This is a genomic window from Sphingomonas sp. P4_D12 (genome assembly GCF_056401895.1).
On sequence record NZ_JBFUIL010000001.1, the window covers coordinates 278,260 to 300,862 of the forward strand.

The window sequence follows — 22,603 nt, forward strand, 5'->3', positions numbered from 1 at the left end:
ATGAACGGGGGAACACCACAAAAGCGCAAAGGCCGTGGCGGCGATGCGCCGAGAATCGAAGACGTCGCCAAGCGGGCCGGCGTCTCACCGATGACGGTGTCGCGCGTGATCAACGGCGCGAGCCATGTCCGCCAGGCTGCCCGCGACGCGGTCAACGAGGCGATCGCCGCCCTCAATTACGCCCCCAATCGCGCGGCGCGCAGCCTCGCCGGCGGCGGTCAGGTGCGTCTCGGGCTGCTCTACAGTAATCCCAGCGCTGCCTATCTCAGCGAGTTTCTGGTCGGCAGCCTGGATCAGGCGAGCCGCTCCGACGTCCAGTTGGTGGTCGAGAAATGTGACCGGGGAGAGGGCGAGGAGACCAGTGCGCGCCACCTGATCAGGAGCGGGATCGACGGCATCCTGCTGCCCCCGCCCTTGTGCGATTCGCAACCGCTGATCGATCTGCTCGCGGCGGAGAACGTGACCGCGGTCGCGGTCGCCACCGCCCGGATGGCGGATGGGGTCTCGACCGTGTCGATCGACGATTTCGCCGCGGCCGAGGCGATGACGCGGCACATCGTCGCGCAGGGCCACCGGCGGATCGGCTTCATCATCGGCAACCCCGACCAGACAGCGAGCGAGCGGCGGCTCGAAGGCTATAAGTCGGCGCTGGCCGAGGCGGGGATCGCGATCGACGAAGCGCTGATCAAGCAGGGGCTGTTCACTTACCGCTCGGGGCTCGAGGCGAGCGAGGCGTTGCTCGATCTGCCCCAACCCCCGACCGCCATCTTCGCCAGCAACGACGACATGGCGGCCGCCGCGGTCGCCGTCGCGCATCGCCGCGGGCTGGACGTACCGGGAGACGTCAGCGTGTGCGGGTTCGACGACACCGCGCTGGCCACCGCGATCTGGCCCGAGCTCACCACCGTGCGCCAGCCGATCGCGGCGATGTCGCGCGCCGCGATCGAGATGCTCGTCGCCGAGGTCAATGCGCGGCGCCAGGGCAAGACGCCGGACCCGCGCCGGCTGGTGCTCGATTTCACATTGGTCGAGCGCGAGTCGGACGGACACCTTGGGGCGTAGACTGTCGGCGCTACCGCCCGATCGGTAAACGGAACCCGGTCGCCGGCAGCCCGTCCGGATTGTAGAGGTTCACGATCGGGCTGGCCTGCCACAGATAGCGGACTTCGCTCGCCTTGCCGTCGTCGGGTACCAGCACCGTATCGCCGCTCGCGACGGCGTCGGCATAATGGCATTGCCCGCCTGCGTCGCACAGTTCGAATCCGATGACCTGGCCGCCACCGACCGTCACCAGCGGGCCATGCGCGAAGCGGATCGCGATCTTGCCATCGCGCCGGACGGCCGCGGCAGGGGCAGGTCCCCGCGCCTCGACCTTTTCCGCCAAGGCGATAGCGCGCGCGCCGAGCGCTAGGCGATAGCCCACGCCCTGCTTGTTGGTCGGGTGGATGTCGGCGACCTGGCCGATATCGATCGCGCTGGCCATGCCGACCTTCGGGTCGGCATCGGCGACGCGGCGCTGGACGTCGCGCAATTGCGCCCAGACGTCATCAACCGGCCGCGAGGTCAGCGGTCCGAATCCGGCGAGTTGGACCATCAGGAACGGCTGGGCGCCGAAGCGCTTGCGCCAGTCGGCGATCAGCAGCGGCATCAGCTCGGCATAACCAGTGGCATCGGCGACATTCGCCTCGCCCTGATACCAGGCGAACCCTTTGACCGGATAACCATCCAGCGGCGCGATCATGCCATTGTAGAGCGTGGTCCGCCCACTGCCGCCGAGCCAGGGCAGGCCGGGCGGCACGCCGATGGCCGCGAGCGCGTCGCCGCGCGTGAACTGCCAGTCCTTCAGCGCAAGGACCGTGCCGTCGGCCAAAGTGAGCGTGCGCGGCGCGGTGCCCCACAGACCGCCACCGCCACCGGTATCGATCGCGGCGACCTCGATCACATTGTCTCCCGCATGGAGCAGGCCGGGCGCGACGGGATAGCGGCGTTGCGCGTCCCATCCCTGGAGCGCGCCGACCGTGGTTCCGTTGACGCGTGTCAGGTCGATGTCATCGACCGCGCCGATCGCCAGTTCGGCCTTGCCCGCCTGCGCGGCGGTGAGCGTCACATGCGCGCGATAATAGCCGATGCCGTCGAAACTCGCGAGCGCGGGGTCGCCCCAATTCTCCCAGGCCGCGGTAGAGGGTACCGGACGCCAGGCGGCATTGGCCGGCGCCGACGCGCGCGCGCCGAGCCACTTTTCCACCATATTGCGCCATTGCAGCGATGCCGCCGCCGGATCGCGCCCGTAGAGACCCAGCAAGTCGAGCGCCGCGCGATAGCGCGGCAGCGTCGCCAATGATTCGCGGCTGATCCAGTCCTCGATCACCGAGCCGCCCCAGGCCGAGGAGATCAGCCCGACCGCGATCCCCTGCCGCTGCTGAAGCTCGCGCCCCATGAAATAGCAGGCCGCCGAGAAATCCGCCGCGCTGGCCGGCGCCGAGACCTGCCAGCCGACCGCGGCGCCGAAGCTCGCTTGCGGCGTCGCGCTCGACTGGCGCGGCACGTTGAACAGGCGCAGCAACGGATGTCCCGACTGCTGCACCTCGGTATCGGCATTGGTCACGTGGCGCAGCGTGAATTCCATGTTCGACTGGCCCGAGCACAGCCACACGTCGCCGACCATGACATCGCCGAGCGTCGCGTTTGCGCCAGCGCTCGATGCGACGAGGGAGTAGGGGCCGCCGGCGGGCCTCGCCGGTAAGGTCGCGCGCCACGCGCCATTGGCGTCGGCGGCCGCACGGACGGTCGCGCCTGCGAAGCTCAGCACGATTTCCGCCTTGGGCGCGGCATGGCCGTGCACCGCAATCGCACGATCACGCTGCAGCACCGCATGGTCGGTGAACGGCGCGTCGAACGTCACCTGTGCCGCGGCCGGCGCGGACGCCAACATGCCGAATGCCACGATCATCCACCGCATCATCTTCCCTCTCCTGATTATTTCGATTGCAGCACCGCGGCGATCACGCGGTGCAACTCACGCCGCATCTCGGGCGAGATCGGGCCCATTACCCCGCGTGCATGCTCGGGCAAGTGCGCCGCTTGTCCGGCATCGTCGGCGAAAACGAGATGGTCGAGCAGCGCGCGCCACGCCGCCCGCCGTGCCGGCGGCAGATCGCGGAACGCGAGCAAGGCATGCAGCATCGCCTGGACCGGCGCGGTCGGCACAGCGTGATCGCTCCACCAGTAATTGATCAGGATGCTGACCGGATCGAGCGACCGGACCGCATGCCACCACAGATAGGGAATAAAGATCGCGTCGCCCGGGCCGAGCTCGGCCGTCCGCGCCTGCTTTTCCGCTTCGGCGTAGAGCGGATAAAGATCGCGATCGGGCGCATCGACATCGACCATGCTGACCGGAGTGCCTGCCGGAGTCAGTTCGAATGGCCCGAGATAGAGATTCGCCGCCTGATCCGGCGGAAACAAGGTGAACCGCCGGCGGCCGGCGACGACGCAGGCGATATTGTCGTTCGAATCGTAATGCGTGGCGACCGAGATGGCGTTGCCGATCCAGATCCGCGCCGCCACCGACGGGTCGAGCAGCGCCATCGGATGCCGTTCGGCGAATCCGGGTAGCACCTCGCGTACCGGCGCCGATTGCATCGCGATCGCGAGCGGATGGGCTTGGTCCGCCTGGTGCACCAACTGGTCGAGCAGATCGGCGACGGTCGCGTCACGGCGCCCGAAGTTGAGGCCGGTCATGTCGCGCGTATAGAAGAAGCGGCCATTGATCGACGGGTGGCCGGCGATGCAGCTGGCAAGGCCGCCGCGATCGAACGCCTTCAGGAAAGCGACCAGCGCCGCCATACCGTCGCCGGCCGCCGCCACGACCGGCCAATCGCGCACCAGCCCGCGCAACACCACCGGCTCGGCCGTCGCGATCAGGTCGGCGAACCGTTCAGGCGCGCCGCTGTCGTCGCGGTCCAGCACGATCTCTCGAATGGCGGCCGTCACCCGTTCCGCCCGCCGCGACGCCGTTCGATGCTGCCGTCCATGGCCGACTCCTCCCCATCGCGTTGTTTAAAAAGGAAATGCCGATTCTGCTGTGCCGGCGCCAGAAACGCCTAGCAGCAAGGGTGGATAAAAAAAATTGGTAGCGCAAACATTTTTGGTTGAGGTAGCGTTATCACGGTGGTATTCACACAATCAGCCGAGGCACCAGACCACGGCGGCAGAAAGCACCCTGGGAGGTGCTCGTGGAGGGGAAACCGGATACTATCCGGCCTGTCGTTCACGCGCTTCCCTGGCCTGCGTTCAGGAAGGGAAGTTTAATGTTCCAGTCGAATATGCTCGAAGGCGCGACGCAGCCGACCGCCGATCGCCGCACCTTGCGCGGGGGCAGCTCGGTCCTCGCTTTGGCGTTCGCGGCGATGCTCGCCGTTCCGGCACACGCGCAAACTACTGCCAATGCCAGCGCGCCGGCGGATACGCCTGCGGCCGACAAGCCCGCCGACGGGCAGGCGACCAACGACCAATCGACGATCAACACCCAGAGCAAGGGCGATATCATCGTCACCGGCATTCGCGCGTCGGTGCAGAGCGCGACTCAGCGCAAGAAGAATTCGGAACAGATCATCGACTCGATCACCGCGACCGATATCGGCGCGCTGCCCGATCGCTCGGTGTCCGAGGCGCTGCAGCGTATCGCCGGCGTCACCCTCCAGCGCACCAACGAGAATCGCGACCCGGCGCGCCTGTCGTCCGAAGGCGGCGGCGTGTTCATTCGCGGACTTTCCTTCGTTCGTTCGGAACTCAACGGCCGTGACGTCTTCTCGGCGAATAACGGCCGCGGCCTGTCGTTCGAGGACGTCTCCTCCGACCTGCTCGCCGGCGTCGACGTCTACAAGAACCCCTCGGCCGAATTGGTCGAAGGCGGGATCGGCGGCATCATCAATCTGCGCACGCGCAAGCCGTTCGACGCGAAGGGCCTGGTCATCGCCTTTTCGGGCGACGCCAATTATGCCGATTTGCGCAAGAAGACCTTCTTCTCGGGCAATATCCTTGCCAGCGACCGCTGGCAGTCGCCGCTTGGCGAAATGGGCCTGCTGGTTTCCTACAGCCTCGGCAATGTCGGCAACCGCACCGACAGCATCAGCGGCGGGCGCTATGACCCCGAAAAGCTGACCTCTTCCCAAGGTGGGTTCGCCGCGGGCACCAATGTGTATGTTCCCGCCGGAATGGGGTTCCGCCGGGTCGACTGGCAGCAGCGCCGCACCGCTATCGACGCGGCGTTCCAGTGGAAACCGAGCGACACATTGCTCATCACTCTCGAGGGATTGATCGCCAAGGCGACGCCACAGGACATCGAAAATGCGGTCGGCGATTATGATACGCCTGATGTCAATAACACAGGCAATAACACCAACCTGAGCTATGGCCCGCAAGGCCAGTTGCAATCCGGTACGCTCGCTAACCGCAATCTCAACTTCGATACGCGCGCCGGCAAGCAGACCAAGAAGACGCAGGATTATTCGCTCAACCTGCGTTGGACTCCCAATGCCAATTGGGCGGTCAGCGCCGATGTCCAATATGTGAAGTCGACGGCCCAGGTTTACAGCATGACCGCCTTCACCCAGGTCGGCATCCCCTCGACGATCAAGTTCGACTTCAGCGGCGACGATCCCTCGATGACCATCGCGCCGACCGCGGGCGGCAGTTACAGCAACAAGAGCGCCTATTGGTGGGCGGCCGCAATGGATCACATCGAGGACAATGAGGCGCATGAATGGGCTGAGCGCGCCGACGTCGAATATACCTTTACCGACTCGCCGTTCCTCAAGTCGTTTCGGCTTGGCGGCCGGGTCACCGACCGCAACGCGATCACGCGCCAGACCGGCTACAATTGGGCCTTGCTGTCGGCGCAATATTGGGGCGGCGGTACGCCGGTCACGCTGAACCAGACCGGCTTCGACGCGACGCATCAGAACGCTTTGCTGCCGCAGCAATCGAACCTATTCAATTACAACAACTTCTTCCGTGGCAAGGTGCCGTCGGTCGGCGGATATTGGTTCCCCACCGCGGCGTTGGTCCAGAACGGCACCGCCAATGCCTATAATTATCTCAGCAATACCGAATCCGCCGGCTGGGGCTGGGTGCCGCTGACCGATAATTATGCGGCGGCGGCTCCCGGTGCCGACAATGTCAGCGGCGGCATCAACAACCAGACCGAGCGCACTTATGCCGGCTATGCTTTGCTGCGGTTCGGGCAGGACCAGGGCAGCGGCTTCCACTTCGACGGTAATGTCGGCGTGCGCATCGTCCGCACCGAAACCGGTGCGACGGGATCGGCGGTTCGCGTCGCCGGACCGACGCTCGCTTGCGATCCGAACGACCCTCAGGGCGTCAGCCCGGCGAATTGCGCCCTGATCAACCAGGCTCGGGCGTTTGCGGCGGGAAATATCGGAGGACTGACGCAAGCGTCGAGCGGGTCTTACACGGACGTGCTGCCCAGCCTCAACCTGCGCTTCTTCCTGACCGACCAGGTCCAGTTGCGCCTCGCCGCGGCCAAGGCGATTGTGCGGCCGACCTTCGCGCAACTCAATCCCTTCACGTCGCTCGGTTTCAGCTTCAATTCGGCCACCGGTGCTCCGAATGGCGTCGGAGTCGGCGGCAGGGTGACGCCGTTCACCGGCACGGCGGGCAACCCGGATCTCAAACCGACCCGGGCGAACCAGTTCGACGCCAGCCTCGAATGGTATTTTGGGAAATCGAACAGCCTGACCTTGGCGGCGTTCTACAAGGATATCAGTAACTACATCTTCGCCGGCGTCGCCTCGCAAACCTACACCAGCGGCGGTCAGACGCTCACCTTCGACGTGACGCGGCAGACCAACGGCGCGCATGGCAAGATCAAGGGTTTCGAGCTCGCTTACACGCAGTTCTTCGACGGACTGCCCGGCGCGCTCGGCGGCCTTGGCTTCCAGGGCAATTTGACCTTTGTCGACTCGAGCGGCGGCGCCAACACTGCCGTCAACGTGTTCGACGCCAACCAGACCACCAACGCCAAGATCTCCAACCTGCCGCTCGAAGGCCTGTCGAAATGGTCCTACAACGTCGCGGCGATCTACGAGAAATACGGCGTCTCGGCGCGACTCGCCTATAACTGGCGATCGCATTATCTGCTGACCACGTCGGCGGCGAATATCAATTATCCGGTCTGGTCGGAAGCCTATGGCCAGCTCGACGGATCGGTGCTCGTATCGTTGAACAAGCACATCAAGGTTGGTGTGCAGGGCACCAACCTGCTCAATTCGCGGACGTTCCTGGATGTCGGCGATACCAACCTCAGGCCGCGCTACAGCTGGACCGATACCGACCGGCGGTTCGCGTTCATCGTCCGCGGCTCGTTCTGAGCTTCCTTGCGAAGAAGCAACTAGAGGTCTCCGCATCCTTGCGGGGACCTCTTTCTTCGCCCATCAAGGGTAACCAGCCGGCGACAAGATGAAATGAACCAAGCGGCGCTCAGGAAGATCGTCATCGTCGGCGGGGGCTCCGCGGGATGGATGGCGGCCGCGACGTTCGCCCGGTTTCTTCCCCCGCCTGCCTGTGAGATCGTGCTGATCGAATCCGACGAGATCGGGATCATCGGCGTCGGCGAGGGCACGGTGCCCTTGATGACCCATTTCAACGGGCTGCTCGGGATCGACGAGCGCGATTTCGTCGCGGCCACCAACGGTTCGTTCAAGCTCGGCGTGGAGTTTCGCGACTGGGGCGAGGTCGGCAATTCGCATTTCAACGGCTTCGGCGATTATGGCGACACGATCGAGGGGATCTCGCCGCACCATCACTGGCTCAAGCTCCATCGCCTGGGCGACCCGCGACCGATCGAGGATTGGTCAATGCCTTATGCCGCCGCCCGGCGGGGCCGCTTCGCTCCGGCCGAGACGCTGCCGGCCGAGGACGCGTTCTTCAAGCACGCCTATCATTTCGACGCCGGTCTCTATGCCCGCTTCCTGCGCACCCATTCGGAAGCGCGCGGCGTGCGCCGCCGTGAGGGCCGTATCACGGCAGTAAACCTCGATCCCGAGACCGGCTTCGTGCAAAGCGTAACGATGGCCGACGGCGAGGCGATCGACGGCGATTTCTTCATCGATTGCTCGGGTTTCGTCGGGCTGCTGATCGACAAGGCGCTCGGCATCGGCTTTCGCGACTGGTCGAGCTTGTTGCCCTGTGACCGCGCGGTCGCGGTGGGGTCCGAACCGGTCGAGCACCTCACGCCGTTCACGCGCTCGACCGCCAAGACGGCGGGCTGGCAGTGGCGCATCCCGCTGCAGCATCGCACCGGCAACGGCCACGTCTATTGCAGCGATTTCATCTCCGATGACGAGGCGGTGGCGACGCTGCTCGACGGGCTCGACGCGCCGGCCCTGGGCGAGCCGCGCCTGCTCAGGTTCAAGACCGGGCATCGGCAACGTTTCTGGGAAAAGAACGTGGTCGCGGTCGGGCTTGCCGCCGGGTTCATGGAACCGCTCGAATCGACCAGTATCCAGCTGATCCAGACCGCGCTCGCGCGCGTGATCGAGTTGCTTCCGGATCGTCGGTTCGACCCGGTGATGATCGAGGAATATAACCGCGTCACCCAAGCCGAGTGGGAGCGGATCCGCGATTTCCTGATCCTGCATTACTGTCCGACCCGGCGGCCCGAGCCGTTCTGGCGGCATTGCGCGCAGCTGCCGATCCCCGACACGCTCGCTTACAAGATCGCGGTGTTCGAAAGTTGTGGTCGGGTCGCCTTGTTCTCCGAGGAATCATACCAGGAGCCCAGCTGGGTGGCGATCTTCCTGGGCAACAACATGCTCCCGCGTCGCTACGATCCGCTGGTCGACCGGCTGCCACTCGAACACCTCCAGGGCGGCATGAACCAACGCGCGAACGCGATCGCACGCGCCGCCGAGCGGATGCCCGAGCAGCGGGCGTTCATCGCCAGCTGCTGCGCGGCGCAGGCAGCATGAGCGGCGCGCCCGGTCCGATCCGCTCGATCGTCATCGCTGGTGGCGGCACGGCGGGCTGGATGGCAGCCTCCGCTCTGTCGCTGGCGATGGGCGCGAGCGGCTGCACGATCACGCTGGTCGAATCCGAGGAGATCGGCACGGTCGGTGTCGGCGAGGCGACGATCCCACCGATCCGCCTGTTCAACGCCATGCTCGGGATCGACGAGAACGAGTTTGTCCGCGCGACCGGCGGCACGTTCAAGCTCGCGATCGAGTTCGTCGACTGGACGCGGCTTGGGCATCGGTATTTCCACCCGTTCGGGCGTTATGGCGACGATTTCGGCATGACCCCGTTCCACCAGCAATGGCTGCGCTGCCGCGCCGCGGGGAACGAGATACCGCTCTCGGCTTTCTCGCTGACCGAGCAGGCGGCCTTGGCGGGCAAGTTCGACCGGCCGCCGGGATCGCCCGGGGTCTTTTCGACCTTTTCGCACGCTTATCATTTCGACGCCTCGCTCTACGCGCGCTTCCTGCGGCGCTATGCGGAAGCGCGGGGAGTCGCGCGGATCGAAGGCAAGATCGCCGACGTCGCGATCGGAGCCGAAAGCGGACTGATCGAACGATTGACGCTCGACGACGGGCGTGAGGTCGTAGGCGAACTGTTCATCGACTGCACCGGATTTCGCGGACTGCTGATCGGCCAGACGCTGGGCGAACCTTATGAGGATTGGAGCCGCTGGCTGCCGTGCAACCGCGCGCTGGCCCTGCCGAGCGAGCGGCTCGCCGATCTGCCACCCTTTACCCGGTCGACCGCGCGCAGCGCCGGCTGGCAATGGCGCATTCCGCTCCAGCACCGCACCGGCAACGGCCATGTCTATTGCAGCGATTTCATCTCCGACGACGAGGCCGCGCGCGTTCTGACCGAGGATATCGGCGCCGCCGCCACCGGCGATCCGCGTCCGTTGCGCTTCACCACTGGCCGCCGGCGCAACACCTGGGTCGGCAATTGCGTATCGCTCGGGCTCGCGTCGGGCTTTCTCGAGCCGCTCGAATCGACCAGCATTCACATGATCCAGACCGGCATCACCAAATTGCTCGCCTGGTTTCCCGATCGCGGGTTCGACCCCGTCAGTCGCGCCGAATATAACCGCCAGGTCGGCGCCGAATATGAGAGCGTGCGCGACTTCCTGGTGCTCCACTACAATCGCGTCGAGCGCGACGATTCGGAGTTCTGGCGGATGTGCCGCGCGATGGAGGTCCCCGACACGCTCGCCGCCAAGATCGACGCGTTCGAGCGGAACGGGCGGCTGCTCGAACGCGGCAAGGATTTGTTCGAGGCGCCGAGCTGGCTTGCCGTGCTGCTCGGGCAGGGCGTCACGCCGCGCGGTTATGATCCGATGACGCTCGCGGTGCCCGAGAACCAGGCGCGGCGCGTCCTTGAAGCGATGCGCAAGGTGATTGGCGACACCGTGACGCAAATGCCGACACATGCCGCGCATATCGATCGCCATTGCCGGATGCCGGCGGATCACGCGTGAAAGGAGACTGGAGATGAGGATCGCACTTCCACTTGCGGCGTTGCTCGCAATCGCTGCCCCCGCTCTTGCGCAGGATGCCGCGCCGGTCGACGGCAAGCCCGGCACCGACATCGTCTCCGCCGGCAAGGTCGGCGACGTCCATGTGGTCGCCGAGACCACCCTGGCGAAAGGCCGGCTCGTGCTCCATGTCGTCGCGGTCAATCGCGGCAAGGCAGGCGCGCCGTTCGGGCCGGAAAACATCTCGCTCGCTGCCGCCGACGGCAGCGCGATCGTGCTCCTTCCGCGCGAGAGACTGCTCGCGGAGGCCGGCGCGCCCGGACCGGTGGCCGGCAGCAGCACCGCCTCGTCCGGCTATGCCGCGCCGACCCTGTCTACCAACGGCGCCGGTCAGCTCGACACAACCGGCTATACCGGCGGGATGGGTGGGATATCGTCGAGCGGCGTGCCCCAGGATACGCTCGATCGGACCCGGGCAGCGCCGTCCAAGGTCAACGTCGCCAAGCTCGATGAAGTATTGCTCAAGCCGGTCGAGGTGAAGCCGGGCGCGGTCGAGGGCGGACAGGTCGTCAGCGACAAGCTCAAACTGCGCGGCGACCGGGTCGTGGTGGTGACCGTGACTTTCGCCGGCGAAAATCACATCGTCCGCTTGCCCGCACCGAAGAATTAGGAAGAACTAGGAAGAATCGGCATGCGGGAACCGGCATTGCTTCGCGCGGGCCGTTGGGAAACGGGGCTGCTGCCCGAGCTGGGCGGCGCGATCGCCTATCTGACGCACAATGGCCGTGACGTGCTGCGGCGTGCGCCGGAGGGTGTCGATGATCCGCTCGCGACCGGGTGCTTCCCGCTCGTCCCCTATGCCAACCGCATCGCGCACGGGCGCTTCTTCTTCGCCGGCGAGGCGCATCGGCTGCCGCTCAATTTCGGCGACCACCCGCACAGCCTGCACGGCATCGGCTGGCAGTCGCCCTGGACGATGAGCATGGCTGGGGAGGCCGAGGCGGTGATGGAATTGCGGCATGCCGGCGGTGGCGGCTGGCCCTGGGCGTTCCGCGCCGAGCAGCGCCTGACACTGCACGATGACGGGCTGACCATCAGCTTGCTGCTCGCGAATGAGAGCGACCGGACGATGCCCGGCGGTCTTGGCCTTCATCCCTATTTCCCGCGCGACGCATCGACGCGGCTGACGATGGCCACGCAGCGGATGTGGGAGGGCGACGAGACGATGATCCCGACCCGGCCTGTCGCGGCCGACGCGTTCGGCGACTGGAGCGCGGGCGCGGGCTTTCCCGATCGCCTGATCGACAACAGTTTCGATGGCTGGACGGGTCAGGCGAGGATCGACGGCGCGGACGGCGTCACCCGGGTCAGCGCGATCGGCGCGCGGACCGTCCATCTCTACGCGCCGCCTGGTGAAACCTTCCTGTGCGTCGAACCGGTGTCGCATCTGCCCGATGCGCTCAACCAGGACTTCGCGATCGACACGCTGGATCCAGGCGAGATGCTCGTGCTGAAGATGCGTATCACGAGCTGAGCAATGGCGTTGCGACCGATCGTTCTCGGCGCCGCGCTGGCGCTTGCCTCGCTGGCGCCCGCTGCGGCGCGAGGGCCCGCTGCTCCCTATCGCTGGACCAACGTGACGGTGGGGGGAGGGGGCTTCGCGCCGGGGATCGTGTTCAGCCCGGTCGAGCGCGGGCTTGCCTATCTGCGCACCGATATGGGCGGCGCGTATCGCTGGGAGGATCGCGCTGGCATGTGGGTGCCGCTGATGGACGGCTTTGCACAAGGCAGCTTTTTCGGTGTCGAGAGCATCGCCCCGGACCCGGTCGACGCCAACCGCGTCTATGCCGCGGTCGGCATGTCCGCGCGTGACCCCGCGGCGATCCTGCGCTCTGACGATCGCGGCGGGCATTGGACGATCGTGCCGGTGCCTTTCCGCATGGGCGGCAATGAGCCGGGGCGCGGTCTCGGCGAGCGGCTCGCGATTGATCCGCGTCACCCGAGCCGCCTGTTGTTCGGCTCGCGCCACGACGGATTGTGGCGGAGCGAGGATGCCGGCGCGCACTGGCGGCGAGACTACGCCTTCCCCTATGCCGGTGCCGGCCCCGCCGCGCCCAGGGCGACGCATCCCGGCATCGCGTTCGTGCTGTTCGACCCCAAATCGCCGCGCATATTCGCCGGAATCGCCGATCCTGGTGAGGCCGGATTGCTCCAATCGGATGACGACGGCGCGCATTGGACGCGGCTCGCGGGTGGCCCCTCCGGACTGGCGCCGGTCAAGGCGGCACTCGACGGCGTCGGCCGGCTCTACGTCACCTGGGCCGACGGCATCGGCCCGAGCGGGGTGACGCGCGGCGCGATATGGGCCTTGGAGCGATCGGGCGCGTTCCACGACATCTCACCCGATCGCGGCGCCGCCGCGCCGCCCGGCGGCTATATCGGCATCGCCGCCGATCCCGCGCGCGACGGTGTGGCCTATGCCTCGACCTTCAACCGCTGGAAGCCGGGCGATACCTTGTGGCGCACCACCGATGGCGGCCGGCATTGGACCGATCTCGGTCCGCTCAGCAATCGTGACACCCGCGCCACGCCCTTCCTCAACTGGGGCCGCCCGGAAGCCGCTCTCGGCCATTGGATGGCCGGGCTGGCGCTCGACCCGTTCGATCCCCGGCGGCTGGCCTATACGACGGGCGACACCGTCTATGTCACCAACGATGCCCCCAAGTCTGCGTTGCTCTGGACTCCCTGGACCAAAGGCGTCGAGCAGACCGCGATCATCACGCTGACCAGCCCGACCGCCGGCGCGTCGCTGGTCTCCGGCTTCGGCGACCTCGGCGGGTTCGTGCACCGCGATTTCGGGCGCTCACCGCCGGGCATGTTCCTGTCGCCGCGCAACACCAATACCAACACGCTCGATTATGCCGGTCGCGCTGGGCTCGTGCTGGTGCGCAGCGGCAATGTCCATGACGGGCAGAAGATCGAGGCGGGGTTCGGCTGGAGCGACGATGGCGGCGCTAACTGGCATCCGTTGCGGACGCCATTGTGGAACGACGGGCACGGCCTCGAGGCGCAAGGCAAGGCGCCGATCACCGTCTCGGCCGACGGTCAACGTTTCTTCGTCGCTGCCGAACGTCCGCTACTGACGCGCGATCGCGGCAAGAACTGGGTTGAGATCGCCGGGCTGCCCGGCAATCTCCGTATCGTCGCCGACAAGGTCGATGCCCGGCTCGCCTGGGCGGTCGACCCCGATACGCGCCGGATCTTCGCCAGCGTCGATGGCGGCGAGCATTTCGCGTCGATGGCGACACGGGGCCTGTGCACGGATCTGTCGCTGGCTCGTCCCCGCAACCGCGAAAGCCAGCCCGCCCTGGTCGCTTCGCCCTTTGCGCCGGGCGACCTGTTCCTGCTGTGCGGCACAGAGCTTTACCGCAGTCGCGACGGCGGCCCGACCTTCCAGCGGCTCGCGCCCGACCTCGACATCGCCTTGTTCGGCTTGGGGCTCGGCAGCTCGCCGGCGGATCCTGCTGTCTATGCCGTCGCCAGGCGAGCCGGAGAGACCGGCATCTGGCGATCGTCGGGTGGCGGCGCTCGCTGGGTTCGGATCGACGATGCCGGGCATCGCTGGGGCGGCCGCTTCCGCGTGATTTCGGGCGATCCCCGCCGCCGCGGCCGAGTCTATATCGGGACCGACGGACGGGGCATTCTTTATGGCGACCCCGCCGGCTGATCAGCCTGCTGCTTCAGCCTTGCGAAAGGTAAAGGCGGCGAGTGTCGCGGGCTGCATCTCGATCGAATAACCGGGCGCCTCGGGCACGCGATAGGCGCCGCCCGCCACCACGCACGGCTCCACGAAATGCTCGTGGAGGTGATCGACATATTCGGCGACGCGCCCCTCTTTCGTCCCCGAGAAGCAGAGATAATCGATCATCGCCAGATGCTGGACATATTCGCACAAGCCCACGCCGCCGGCATGCGGACAGACCGGCAGGTCGTATTTCGCCGCCATCAACAGCACTGCCAGCACTTCGTTGACGCCGCCCAGCCGGCACGCGTCGAGCTGTACCACATCGATCGCGCCGCGCATGATGAATTGCTTGAACAGGATACGGTTCTGGCACATCTCCCCGGTCGCGACCTTGACCGGCGCGATCCCTTCGCGAATGCGCCGGTGCCCCTCGATATCGTCGGGGCTGGTCGGTTCCTCGATGAACCAGGGGTTGGCGAAAGCAAGCTCGCGGACATGCGCGATCGCCTCCCCGACTTCCCACACCTGATTGGCGTCGATCATCAATTGGCGATCCGGTCCGATCGCCTCACGTGCCAGAGTCACGCGGCGGATGTCCTCCTCCAGCGAGCGCCCGACCTTGAGCTTGACGTGATTGAACCCCTCGGCGACCGCTTCGTGGCAGAGCCGGACCAATTTGTCGTCCGAATAGCCCAGCCAGCCTGCCGACGTCGTGTAGCAGGGATAGCCGTTCGCCTCGAGATCGGCGACCCGCATCGCCTTTCCCGCCGCGCGCTCGGTCAGCAGCGCCACCGCTTCCTCGGGCGTGATGCAGTCAGTGATATAGCGGAAATCGATCAGCCCGACGATCTCCTCGGCGCTCATCTCGCCGATCAGCCGCCACAGGGGCTTGCCGGCCTGCTTCGCCAGCAGATCCCATACCGCATTGACCACGGCGCCGGTCGCGAGATGGATCACGCCCTTTTCCGGTCCGATCCAGCGGAGCTGGCTGTCGCCCGTCACGTGCCGCCAGAAGCGCGCGCCGTCTGCCCGGATCCAGTCGAGGTCCAGTCCTTCGATCAGCGGCGCCAGTGCCTCGATCGCGGCGCAGCAGATATCGTTGCCGCGGCCGATCGTGAAGGTCAGGCCGTGCCCGGTGAGGCCGGGCTGGTCGGTCTCGAGGATGCAATAAGCGGCCGAATAATCGGGATCCGGGTTCATCGCATCCGAGCCGTCGAGCCGCGCCGAGGTCGGGAAGCGGATGTCGAGCACACGAAGCTTGACGATGCTGGTCATGGCGTTCGCGTTATGCCCCCGGTACCGGTCGAATGGTATTTCGCTGGTGTAGTGTATTTTCATATGTGCTGATTGCCGCCGGTGCAAGCGCGCTTTAGGGTGCAGGCCGTCGCCGGACCTGCCGACAGGAGGGAAATGTGGGAAATGCCGATCCATCCGAAGCGTCTGCGGCGGCTATCCGGCGCTTTTGCTACGCGCTCGACCTGATCGACGACGCGGCGCTGATCGCCGAATATGAGGCACGCCATGCGCCCGGATCGGCCTGGCCGGAAGTCGTCGCGCATATTCGCGCGCAAGGCGCCGAGCATATGGAGATCTGGCGTGCGGGCGACCGTCTGATGATGATCGTCGAAGCGGCGAACGACTATCCGCGGCCGGTTCCGGCTCCGCCCGAGATCGACCGCTGGGAAGAGTTGATGTGGCGTTTCCAGCGACCTTTGCCATTCGCGCCGGCCGGAGAAAAATGGGTGCAGATGACGCAGATTTTCGACCTCGACGCGCAATGATCGGCCTGAATTTGCCCCCGATCGGCTTCGGCACCGCTCCGCTCGGCAATCTCTATCGGGCGGTTGACGACCAGACTGCCGAGGCGACGATCACTGCCGCGCTCGAGGCTGGGCTGCTTTATGCCGATACCGCCCCTTATTACGGCTTCGGACTGGCGGAGACGCGATTGGGCCGGGCGATCGCCGGTAGTCGCGACGTCGTCGTCTCGACCAAGGTAGGTCGGGTGCTGGAACCGCTTGCGACCGCCGAGCGCGACCGCCACGGTTTTGTCGACGCGCCGGCCTTCGCGCCGGTCTATGACTATTCGCGCGACGGAATATTGCGATCGCATGAGGCCAGCTTGAAGCGGCTGGGCCGCGACCGCGTCGATATCCTCTATGTCCATGACATCGGGCGCCGCGTCCATGGGGCGGCACATGACGCCCGGATGAGCGAATTGCTGGACAAGGGCGGCTTCGCCGCGCTCGAGGAGCTTCGCGACGAAGGGGCGGTGTCGGCGATCGGCGTCGGCGTCAACGAGACCGCGGTGTGCCTCGAACTGATGGAGCGCGTATCGCTCGATATCATCCTGCTCGCCGGCCGCTACACTTTGCTCGAGCAAAGCCCGGTCGACGACCTTTTCCCACGCTGTGCCGCCACGGGAACCGCGCTGGTCCTGGCCGGTGTCTACAATTCGGGGATCCTGGCGCTGGGGGCGGACGCGGCTGCCGCGCATTACGATTATGCCGACGTGCCCGAGGCGATCTGCCAGCGGACGCGTGCGATCGAACGGATATGCGCGGCGCACGATGTGGCCTTGCCGGTCGCCGCGTTGCAATTCGTCCTCGCGCACCCCCAGGCAGCGAGCGTGATCGTCGGTCTCGCTAGTCCCGACGAGGTGCGGGCGACGATGGCCAATATCGCCGCGCCCGTCCCGGACAGTCTGTGGAGTGATCTGAAGACGGCGGGTTTGCTGCGGGCCGATGTGCCCGTTCCGGCCAGGACGGAATAGGAGTGGGAGCGGGCAGGCACCGCCAAAACAAACTCTAGGCGCGGCTGTCGCCCTCGACGAGTTGATCGGAAATCGCCTCCGCCGCCTTGCGTACCAACGCCGCGGTGTCGCGCGCGGACACCGATGGCTGGATCTTCTTCAGATAGGGGACGGTCAGCGCCGCGGCCGCGCTGCCGCCCCGCATCACCGGTGCGGAAATGTCGGTGATCCCGGCGACGAATTGGCTGGGCGTGTGTTCGACATGGCGTTCGGCAATCTCGTCGGCGCGTGCGCGCAGCGCCGCCATCTCGGCTTCGGGGATCGGCGGATCGAACATCTTTTCCCACCGGCGGCGAACCTCCTCGGGCTGATGCGCGTAGAGGATCACGCCCGACGCGGTCTGCATCAGCGGGCGGCGATAGCCGACCCGTACCGAGAAACCGAGTTGCTCGGCCGATTCCATCCGCGCCACCACCACCATTTGCCCGCGCGTATGCAGCGCGAGATGGCATGACTGGCCGAGGTCGAGCGCGAGTTGACGCATCACCGGCAAGGCGATTTCGATCAGATTGGCGGTGCGCGGCTGCTGCATGCCGAGCGAGAACAGCCTATCGGTCAGGCGATAGCCGTCATCGGACGGATACTGTTCGATATAGCCGCGCTGTTCGAGCACCTGGACCATGCGGAACAGCTCGCCGTGCGACCGGCCGAGCGCGTGGACGATTTCCGTCAGCGTCATCGCGTCAGCCTGCGCCGCCAGCAATTCCAGCACGTCCAGCCCCTTTTCGAGCGCCGGCGCGCGATACCGCGAATCCCCGCCGCGATCCTCATCGTCAGCCATCGATAACGTCCTCGCCTTCATCCTGTCTTTGGCATGATGGCCCTCCCGCGTCGATCCATCTAACTTTGTTCACTGGTAAAAAACAGCTTTGCCAGGAGAAAAATTGCTCTAGGCTCGCCAGCATAATCGGAGAGAGGTCGTGCCGGTGCTCCGGATCGACGGGAGGGATTGATATGACCGAGGAACCGCCGGTGCCGAAGACGCGGCTGTTGCCGTTTGTGCTGATTGTCGCACTGTTCTTCCTGTGGGGAATCGCGAACAATCTCAACGATATCCTGATCGCACACTTCAAGAAGCTGTTCGTTCTCGGCGACCTGCAGGCCGGGCTCGTCCAATCGGCTTTCTATCTCGGCTATTTCTGCCTCGCCATTCCGGCCGCCTTGTTCATGCGTGCTTACGGCTATCGCGCCGCGGTATTGCTCGGCCTCTGCTTCTACGGCGCCGGTGCGTTGCTGTTCTGGCCGGCAGCGAGCCAGCAAAGCTATCCGTTCTTCCTCGCCGCCTTGTTCATCATCGCCAGCGGGCTTTCGTTCCTCGAGACGTCGGCCAACCCGCTCATCGCGCGGCTCGGACCGCCGGAGAGCGCGTCGCGGCGGCTCAATCTCGCTCAGGCGTTCAACCCGCTCGGCTCGATCACCGGGATCGTGATCGGCAGCCAGTTCATCCTGTCGGGCGTGGCGCACGGCCCCGCCGAGATCGCCGCAATGTCTCCGGAGGTATTGGCGCAATGGCGCGCGAGCGAAGCCGCCGCGGTGCAGTTACCCTATCTGCTGATCGGCCTCGGCGTGCTCGCTTGGGCGGTGCTGATCCGGTTGACCGCCTTTCCCGCGATCGCGACGCAGCGCGACGTCGAGGAAGATGTCGGCGCGCTCGACGATTTTCGCACGCTGCTCCGCGATCGCCGGGTCCTGCTCGGCGTCCTAGCGCAATTCTTCTATGTCGGTGCGCAGGTCGGCGTGTGGAGTTTCCTCATCCGCTACGCCGAGGTCGCCGTGCCCGGCACGCCCGAGCGCGTCGCGGCGGGCTATCTCACCATCTCGCTCGTCACCTTCATGGCGGGGCGGTTCGTCGGCTCGGCGCTGATGGGCGTGGTGCGCGCGCCATCACTGCTCGCTATTTTCGCGGTCGCCGGCGCCTTGCTGTGCCTCGTCGCTACGATCGCGGGAGGCATGACCGGCATCATCGCGTTGATCGCCTCGAGCTTCTTCATGTCGATCATGTACCCGACGATCTTCGCCGAGACGGTCGATGGCCTCGGAGCGCGGACGAAGTCGGCCGCCGCCCTACTGGTGATGGCGATCGTCGGCGGCGCCGTCTTTCCAGCGGTGATGGGTCTGGTATCGGACCGCACCGGGTCGATGGTCAATGCGATGGCCGTACCCGCTTGCTGCTTCCTCGTCGTGCTCGTCTTCGCATTGACGGTGCGGAAGCCGGCGTGATCGATGCCCATGTCCATCTCTGGCGGATCGGCGAGCATGGCTGCACCTGGCCGCCTTCCGATCTCGATGCGATCCATCGCGATGTCGAACTGCCCGAGCTGCGCGCGCTGGCGGCGTCCAACGGGATTGACGGCGTGGTGCTGGTCCAGAGCCAGGACAATGCCGCCGATACCGACTGGCTGCTGTCGCTAGCCGACGATCCGCTGGTGCTGGGAATAGTCGGCTGGAGCGATCTGCGCGGCACGTTGCCGTTGCACCCGATCCTCAAGGGGCTGCGCCCGATGGTGCAGGATCGCCCCGCCGACTGGTATGACGATCCCGCGATCGACGCTGGCCTCGCCGCGATGGCCGACAGCGGGCTGGTGCTCGACGCGCTGATCCGCCCGCGACACCTGGCCGCATTGCATCGCCTCGCCGCACGGCATCCGGCGCTGTCGATCGTCATCGACCATGCCGCCAAACCCGATGCCGGCGATCTTCCCGGCTGGGAGGCCGAGATGCGCGCGATCGCCGATCGGCCCAATGTCGCGTGCAAGCTGTCGGGGCTGCTCACCGAACCCGGACTGACGCCGCGCATCGCCGAGGTCGCGGCGATACTGCTCGACGCATTCGGCACCGACCGCTTGATCTGGGGGAGCGATTGGCCCGTCCTCACCCTGGTCGGGGATTATGCGTCCTGGCTCGCGCAGGCGCAGGACCAGATCGCCCCCAGCGTGCGGGACGCGGTGTTCGGCGGGAATGCACGGCGTATCTACGCTCTTTCCGGCGGTGACGATTCTGCGGGACGTGGAGTCCGGCTCGTCTAAGTCACTCGGCGCCGGACCCCGCCAATAAAGCGGGCAATATCAGCTTTCCGAGCGCTGGCGACGGATGGCTGGTGTCCAACCACAACGAAGGGTCGGACCATTTTGCGCGGTCAACCGCGGAACCGGGAGGACGCTCGACAAAGTCCGCGAAGCGGATCTCGCAGGCGGTGCCGCGCCGTCGTGGCGTGATCACCGACTGGATATCAGCTGCCGACCGTCGATTCACTGCCAACACGTCAGCCGTCACGTACCAGGTCGGCGGCATACGGTAGAATATGATCGAGTGCTGGATCCCGCTCCGTCTGCATTCTTCGTCCGCGCCCTCGACGGTTCGCCTTAAGCCGGCCAGGTTGCGCGCATAGGCGACCGGGTCGGGATGCGTGTAGGCCGACCGCTCGGTCGCAGGATCCGCGGAGGTCGGCGCGACCGGCCCAGCTATTTTGTCGGCGGCGCAGTTCGCCGCCACGCTAGTCCGAGACTGGCCGCGATACGGCAGGTTCGCGAGTACGGTCTCGATCGATGCCCGGGTGACGCGGGGGGCGAGCGCGGCGTATATCAGATCGTCGAGCCCGGCGCGCGGCTCTGCGAAGGCGGAGCTTTCGACCAGCGGCAACTCCAGCAAAATGGTGGCCTTGCGTTTGCGTCGCGTCAGCGCCTGGCGGATCAGCGGGGCAAATTCGGCAAAGCCCCAACCCGCGCCAGTGACCCGAGCGACGGGATGGCCGCACGTATCCAGGCCGTGAGCGGCGCGTGAATTACCGAAGAGGAAGACGTCGGTCGCCTGATCGGCGACCGTATCATCATAAAAGGAGGGACGCGCAAATTCGCTGACGATACCGCTGGCGTAAAGCGGCGTGAAACGGTTGATGGCACGATGGCGAGGCGGGCCGAACAACCCGACCGGATTGACATAGTAATTGAGCGATACGACCGGCAAAATGCAGACGATCGCCAGCAGCAGTCCGGCCCAATGCCGTCGCCACTCCGCTCTATCAGATATCGGCATAGATGAACGTGCGCGGGACGACGGGAGCGGCGATGCCGGCCAAAGCCGCTACTAGCAACATTCCACTTGCGAACCCCCAGCGCAGCGATGGACGCCATCGTATCCAACGGGGGCATCCCGGAACGTCGCCAATTCCGAAGATCTGCATGGTGTTGGGCGATAGCAGCGCGACCAGGGTGGCGACCAGCAGTGCTCGGTTGCCGGCAGTTGCATGGCGCAATGCCCCCGGATCAAATCCGATCTCGGCCGCTTGCCGTAGGAGTGAGCCGAAATCGAGCATGCTGCCTATCACACGCATGGACGTTGCGCCGCCATTCGTGCGCAACAATAACGCGAAGATCGCCGCGGCGAATAGTATTCCGACCCGGGTGACCAGGTGCACCGCGATCTTGCCGGCGGGGCGCAGCGTCCGCGGTCGTGTCCGCCAACGCAGGCGAAGTGTTTGTATGACAACGAGCAGCAGGCCCAACACGACCGCCTCCAGAACATTCGTGAGTGCCAGCGTGTGCCAAAGCCCGACCGCGACGAACGCCGTCACCATCGCCAGCGACCAAGCGACCGCATAGCGGCGCGCGGTAGGTCGCACCGGCAACCGTCGTGCAAGCTTGAACACTGGCTCGAAGACATAAAAGCGTACGAACATCATCAGGCTGACATGCCAGCGCATGACATAGTCACCAGGCGAAGATGCCTTTAGCGGCGAATTGAAATTGATCGGCAGTTTAATGCCGACACACAGCGCCAGCCCGATCGCGATGTCCGAGTAAGCCGAAAAATCGAAATATAATTGCAGGAGGAAGCCCCAGCTCAACGTCCAGGCATCGGTCGCTTGAAAGTGTCCCGACTGGACCGCGTTCGATGCGGCTTCCACCGCATTCCCGAGCGGATCGGCGATCCATGCCTTCTTGACGAGGCCGGCCAGAAATAACGTCGCTCCGCGAAATACCATCTCGCGTGACGGCACCGAACGCCCCAGCCTGGCATATTGCTCTGCCATTGTCCGGTAGGGCGCGATTGGTCCGGCCGGGAGTTGGGCGAATAACGAACCCCAGGCCGCATACCGCGCGAAGCCGAGCGGCTGGCGTGCCCGATTTCCTGCGTCGATCAGAAAAGTGATCTGCTGCAAGGTGAAGAACGCCATTCCCAGCGGGACGACCGCCGACTGGATGACCAAGAGGCGATCCGGTCCCACCGCTGCCGCTGCGCCAATCTGATCCGGATGCGCCGCCAGCCATTTGTACGCAACGAGCGGTGCCAGGTTCGCCACGATCCCGAGCGCAGTCAGCCAGCGGCGCTCCCGCTCGCTTGGTCTCGCCCGGATCACCGTCATCAGCATGTAATTCGCGACCAGCGATATGCTCAACCAGACCAGCGTCCGGAGGTCGGTGATCCAGCAGTATAGCGCGGCAGCGATCAGCAGCGCCGCAACGGCGAGCGGAGGACACCGCCTGCACAGGAGCAGGAACGTGCCGATCGTAATCGGCACGAACAGCAAGACGAAAGCAGGCGC

17 protein-coding genes are annotated in these 22,603 nt (G+C 65.7%); 11 read left to right on the forward strand and 6 right to left on the reverse strand.

The annotated features are described in order from the left end of the window. Positions 1–1,062, forward strand: coding sequence for a LacI family DNA-binding transcriptional regulator (locus AC1DSD_RS01285; protein ID WP_478028235.1), 1,062 nt, complete (start codon positions 1–3; stop codon positions 1,060–1,062). A 10-nt stretch (positions 1,063–1,072) separates the two neighbouring features. On the opposite strand, the gene AC1DSD_RS01290 is transcribed toward AC1DSD_RS01285, so the two are convergent. Beyond that, positions 1,073–2,962 carry a sialate O-acetylesterase gene (locus tag AC1DSD_RS01290; RefSeq protein ID WP_478027832.1) on the reverse strand — a complete coding sequence of 630 codons (1,890 nt, stop codon included), beginning with the start codon at positions 2,960–2,962 and terminating at the stop codon, positions 1,073–1,075. Positions 2,963–2,976: 14 nt separating this feature from the next. Next, the gene (locus tag AC1DSD_RS01295) at positions 2,977–3,993 is read right to left on the reverse strand and encodes a cupin-like domain-containing protein (protein WP_478027833.1); all 1,017 of its coding nucleotides are present in this window, start codon (positions 3,991–3,993) and stop codon (positions 2,977–2,979) included. Between the two features lie 317 nt (positions 3,994–4,310). Between AC1DSD_RS01295 and AC1DSD_RS01300 the strand changes: the two genes are divergently transcribed. The 6 genes from AC1DSD_RS01300 to AC1DSD_RS01325 all read left to right on the forward strand — a co-directional run bounded on the left by AC1DSD_RS01300 (position 4,311) and on the right by AC1DSD_RS01325 (position 14,231). Continuing rightward, on the forward strand, positions 4,311–7,391 hold the full coding sequence (locus tag AC1DSD_RS01300) for a TonB-dependent receptor (protein WP_478027834.1): 3,081 nt from the start codon (positions 4,311–4,313) through the stop codon (positions 7,389–7,391). 93 nt (positions 7,392–7,484) lie between these two features. Continuing rightward, positions 7,485–8,990, forward strand: coding sequence for a tryptophan halogenase family protein (locus tag AC1DSD_RS01305; RefSeq protein WP_478027836.1), 1,506 nt, complete (start codon positions 7,485–7,487; stop codon positions 8,988–8,990). Beyond that, on the forward strand, positions 8,987–10,507 hold the full coding sequence (locus AC1DSD_RS01310) for a tryptophan halogenase family protein (RefSeq protein ID WP_478027837.1): 1,521 nt from the start codon (positions 8,987–8,989) through the stop codon (positions 10,505–10,507). Before AC1DSD_RS01305 ends, AC1DSD_RS01310 begins: the two co-directional genes overlap by 4 nt. 13 nt (positions 10,508–10,520) lie before the next feature. Then, on the forward strand, positions 10,521–11,174 hold the full coding sequence (locus tag AC1DSD_RS01315) for a hypothetical protein (RefSeq protein WP_478027839.1): 654 nt from the start codon (positions 10,521–10,523) through the stop codon (positions 11,172–11,174). A gap of 21 nt (positions 11,175–11,195) precedes the next feature. Continuing rightward, the gene (locus AC1DSD_RS01320) at positions 11,196–12,038 is read left to right on the forward strand and encodes an aldose 1-epimerase (RefSeq protein WP_478027841.1); all 843 of its coding nucleotides are present in this window, start codon (positions 11,196–11,198) and stop codon (positions 12,036–12,038) included. 3 nt (positions 12,039–12,041) lie between these two features. Further along, positions 12,042–14,231: a WD40/YVTN/BNR-like repeat-containing protein gene (locus tag AC1DSD_RS01325; RefSeq protein WP_478027843.1), complete on the forward strand. Its 2,190-nt coding sequence runs from the start codon at positions 12,042–12,044 to the stop codon at positions 14,229–14,231. Here AC1DSD_RS01325 and AC1DSD_RS01330 read toward each other — a convergent pair whose 3' ends face one another. Next, positions 14,232–15,524, reverse strand: a complete 1,293-nt coding sequence (locus AC1DSD_RS01330; protein WP_478027845.1) for an L-fuconate dehydratase — start codon at positions 15,522–15,524, stop codon at positions 14,232–14,234. Positions 15,525–15,661: 137 nt separating this feature from the next. Here AC1DSD_RS01330 and AC1DSD_RS01335 point away from each other — a divergent pair, with 137 nt between their 5' ends. Next, positions 15,662–16,030, forward strand: a complete 369-nt coding sequence (locus AC1DSD_RS01335; protein ID WP_478027847.1) for an L-rhamnose mutarotase — start codon at positions 15,662–15,664, stop codon at positions 16,028–16,030. Then, the gene (locus tag AC1DSD_RS01340) at positions 16,027–17,022 is read left to right on the forward strand and encodes an aldo/keto reductase (RefSeq protein ID WP_478027848.1); all 996 of its coding nucleotides are present in this window, start codon (positions 16,027–16,029) and stop codon (positions 17,020–17,022) included. The genes AC1DSD_RS01335 and AC1DSD_RS01340 overlap by 4 nt, the downstream gene beginning before the upstream one ends. 34 nt (positions 17,023–17,056) lie before the next feature. On the opposite strand, the gene AC1DSD_RS01345 is transcribed toward AC1DSD_RS01340, so the two are convergent. Then, positions 17,057–17,842 carry an IclR family transcriptional regulator gene (locus AC1DSD_RS01345; protein ID WP_478027850.1) on the reverse strand — a complete coding sequence of 262 codons (786 nt, stop codon included), beginning with the start codon at positions 17,840–17,842 and terminating at the stop codon, positions 17,057–17,059. 173 nt (positions 17,843–18,015) lie between these two features. Here AC1DSD_RS01345 and fucP point away from each other — a divergent pair, with 173 nt between their 5' ends. Further along, positions 18,016–19,281 carry an L-fucose:H+ symporter permease gene (fucP, locus tag AC1DSD_RS01350; RefSeq protein WP_478027852.1) on the forward strand — a complete coding sequence of 422 codons (1,266 nt, stop codon included), beginning with the start codon at positions 18,016–18,018 and terminating at the stop codon, positions 19,279–19,281. Beyond that, entirely contained in the window at positions 19,278–20,087 is an 810-nt protein-coding gene (locus tag AC1DSD_RS01355) for an amidohydrolase family protein (RefSeq protein WP_478027854.1), read from the forward strand. Before fucP ends, AC1DSD_RS01355 begins: the two co-directional genes overlap by 4 nt. A 1-nt stretch (position 20,088) precedes the next feature. On the opposite strand, the gene AC1DSD_RS01360 is transcribed toward AC1DSD_RS01355, so the two are convergent. Both AC1DSD_RS01360 and AC1DSD_RS01365 read right to left on the reverse strand, forming a co-directional pair. Next, positions 20,089–20,982 carry a hypothetical protein gene (locus AC1DSD_RS01360; protein ID WP_478027856.1) on the reverse strand — a complete coding sequence of 298 codons (894 nt, stop codon included), beginning with the start codon at positions 20,980–20,982 and terminating at the stop codon, positions 20,089–20,091. 97 nt (positions 20,983–21,079) lie between these two features. After that, on the reverse strand, positions 21,080–22,579 hold the full coding sequence (locus AC1DSD_RS01365) for an MBOAT family O-acyltransferase (RefSeq protein WP_478028239.1): 1,500 nt from the start codon (positions 22,577–22,579) through the stop codon (positions 21,080–21,082). Positions 22,580–22,603: the final 24 nt, after the last annotated feature.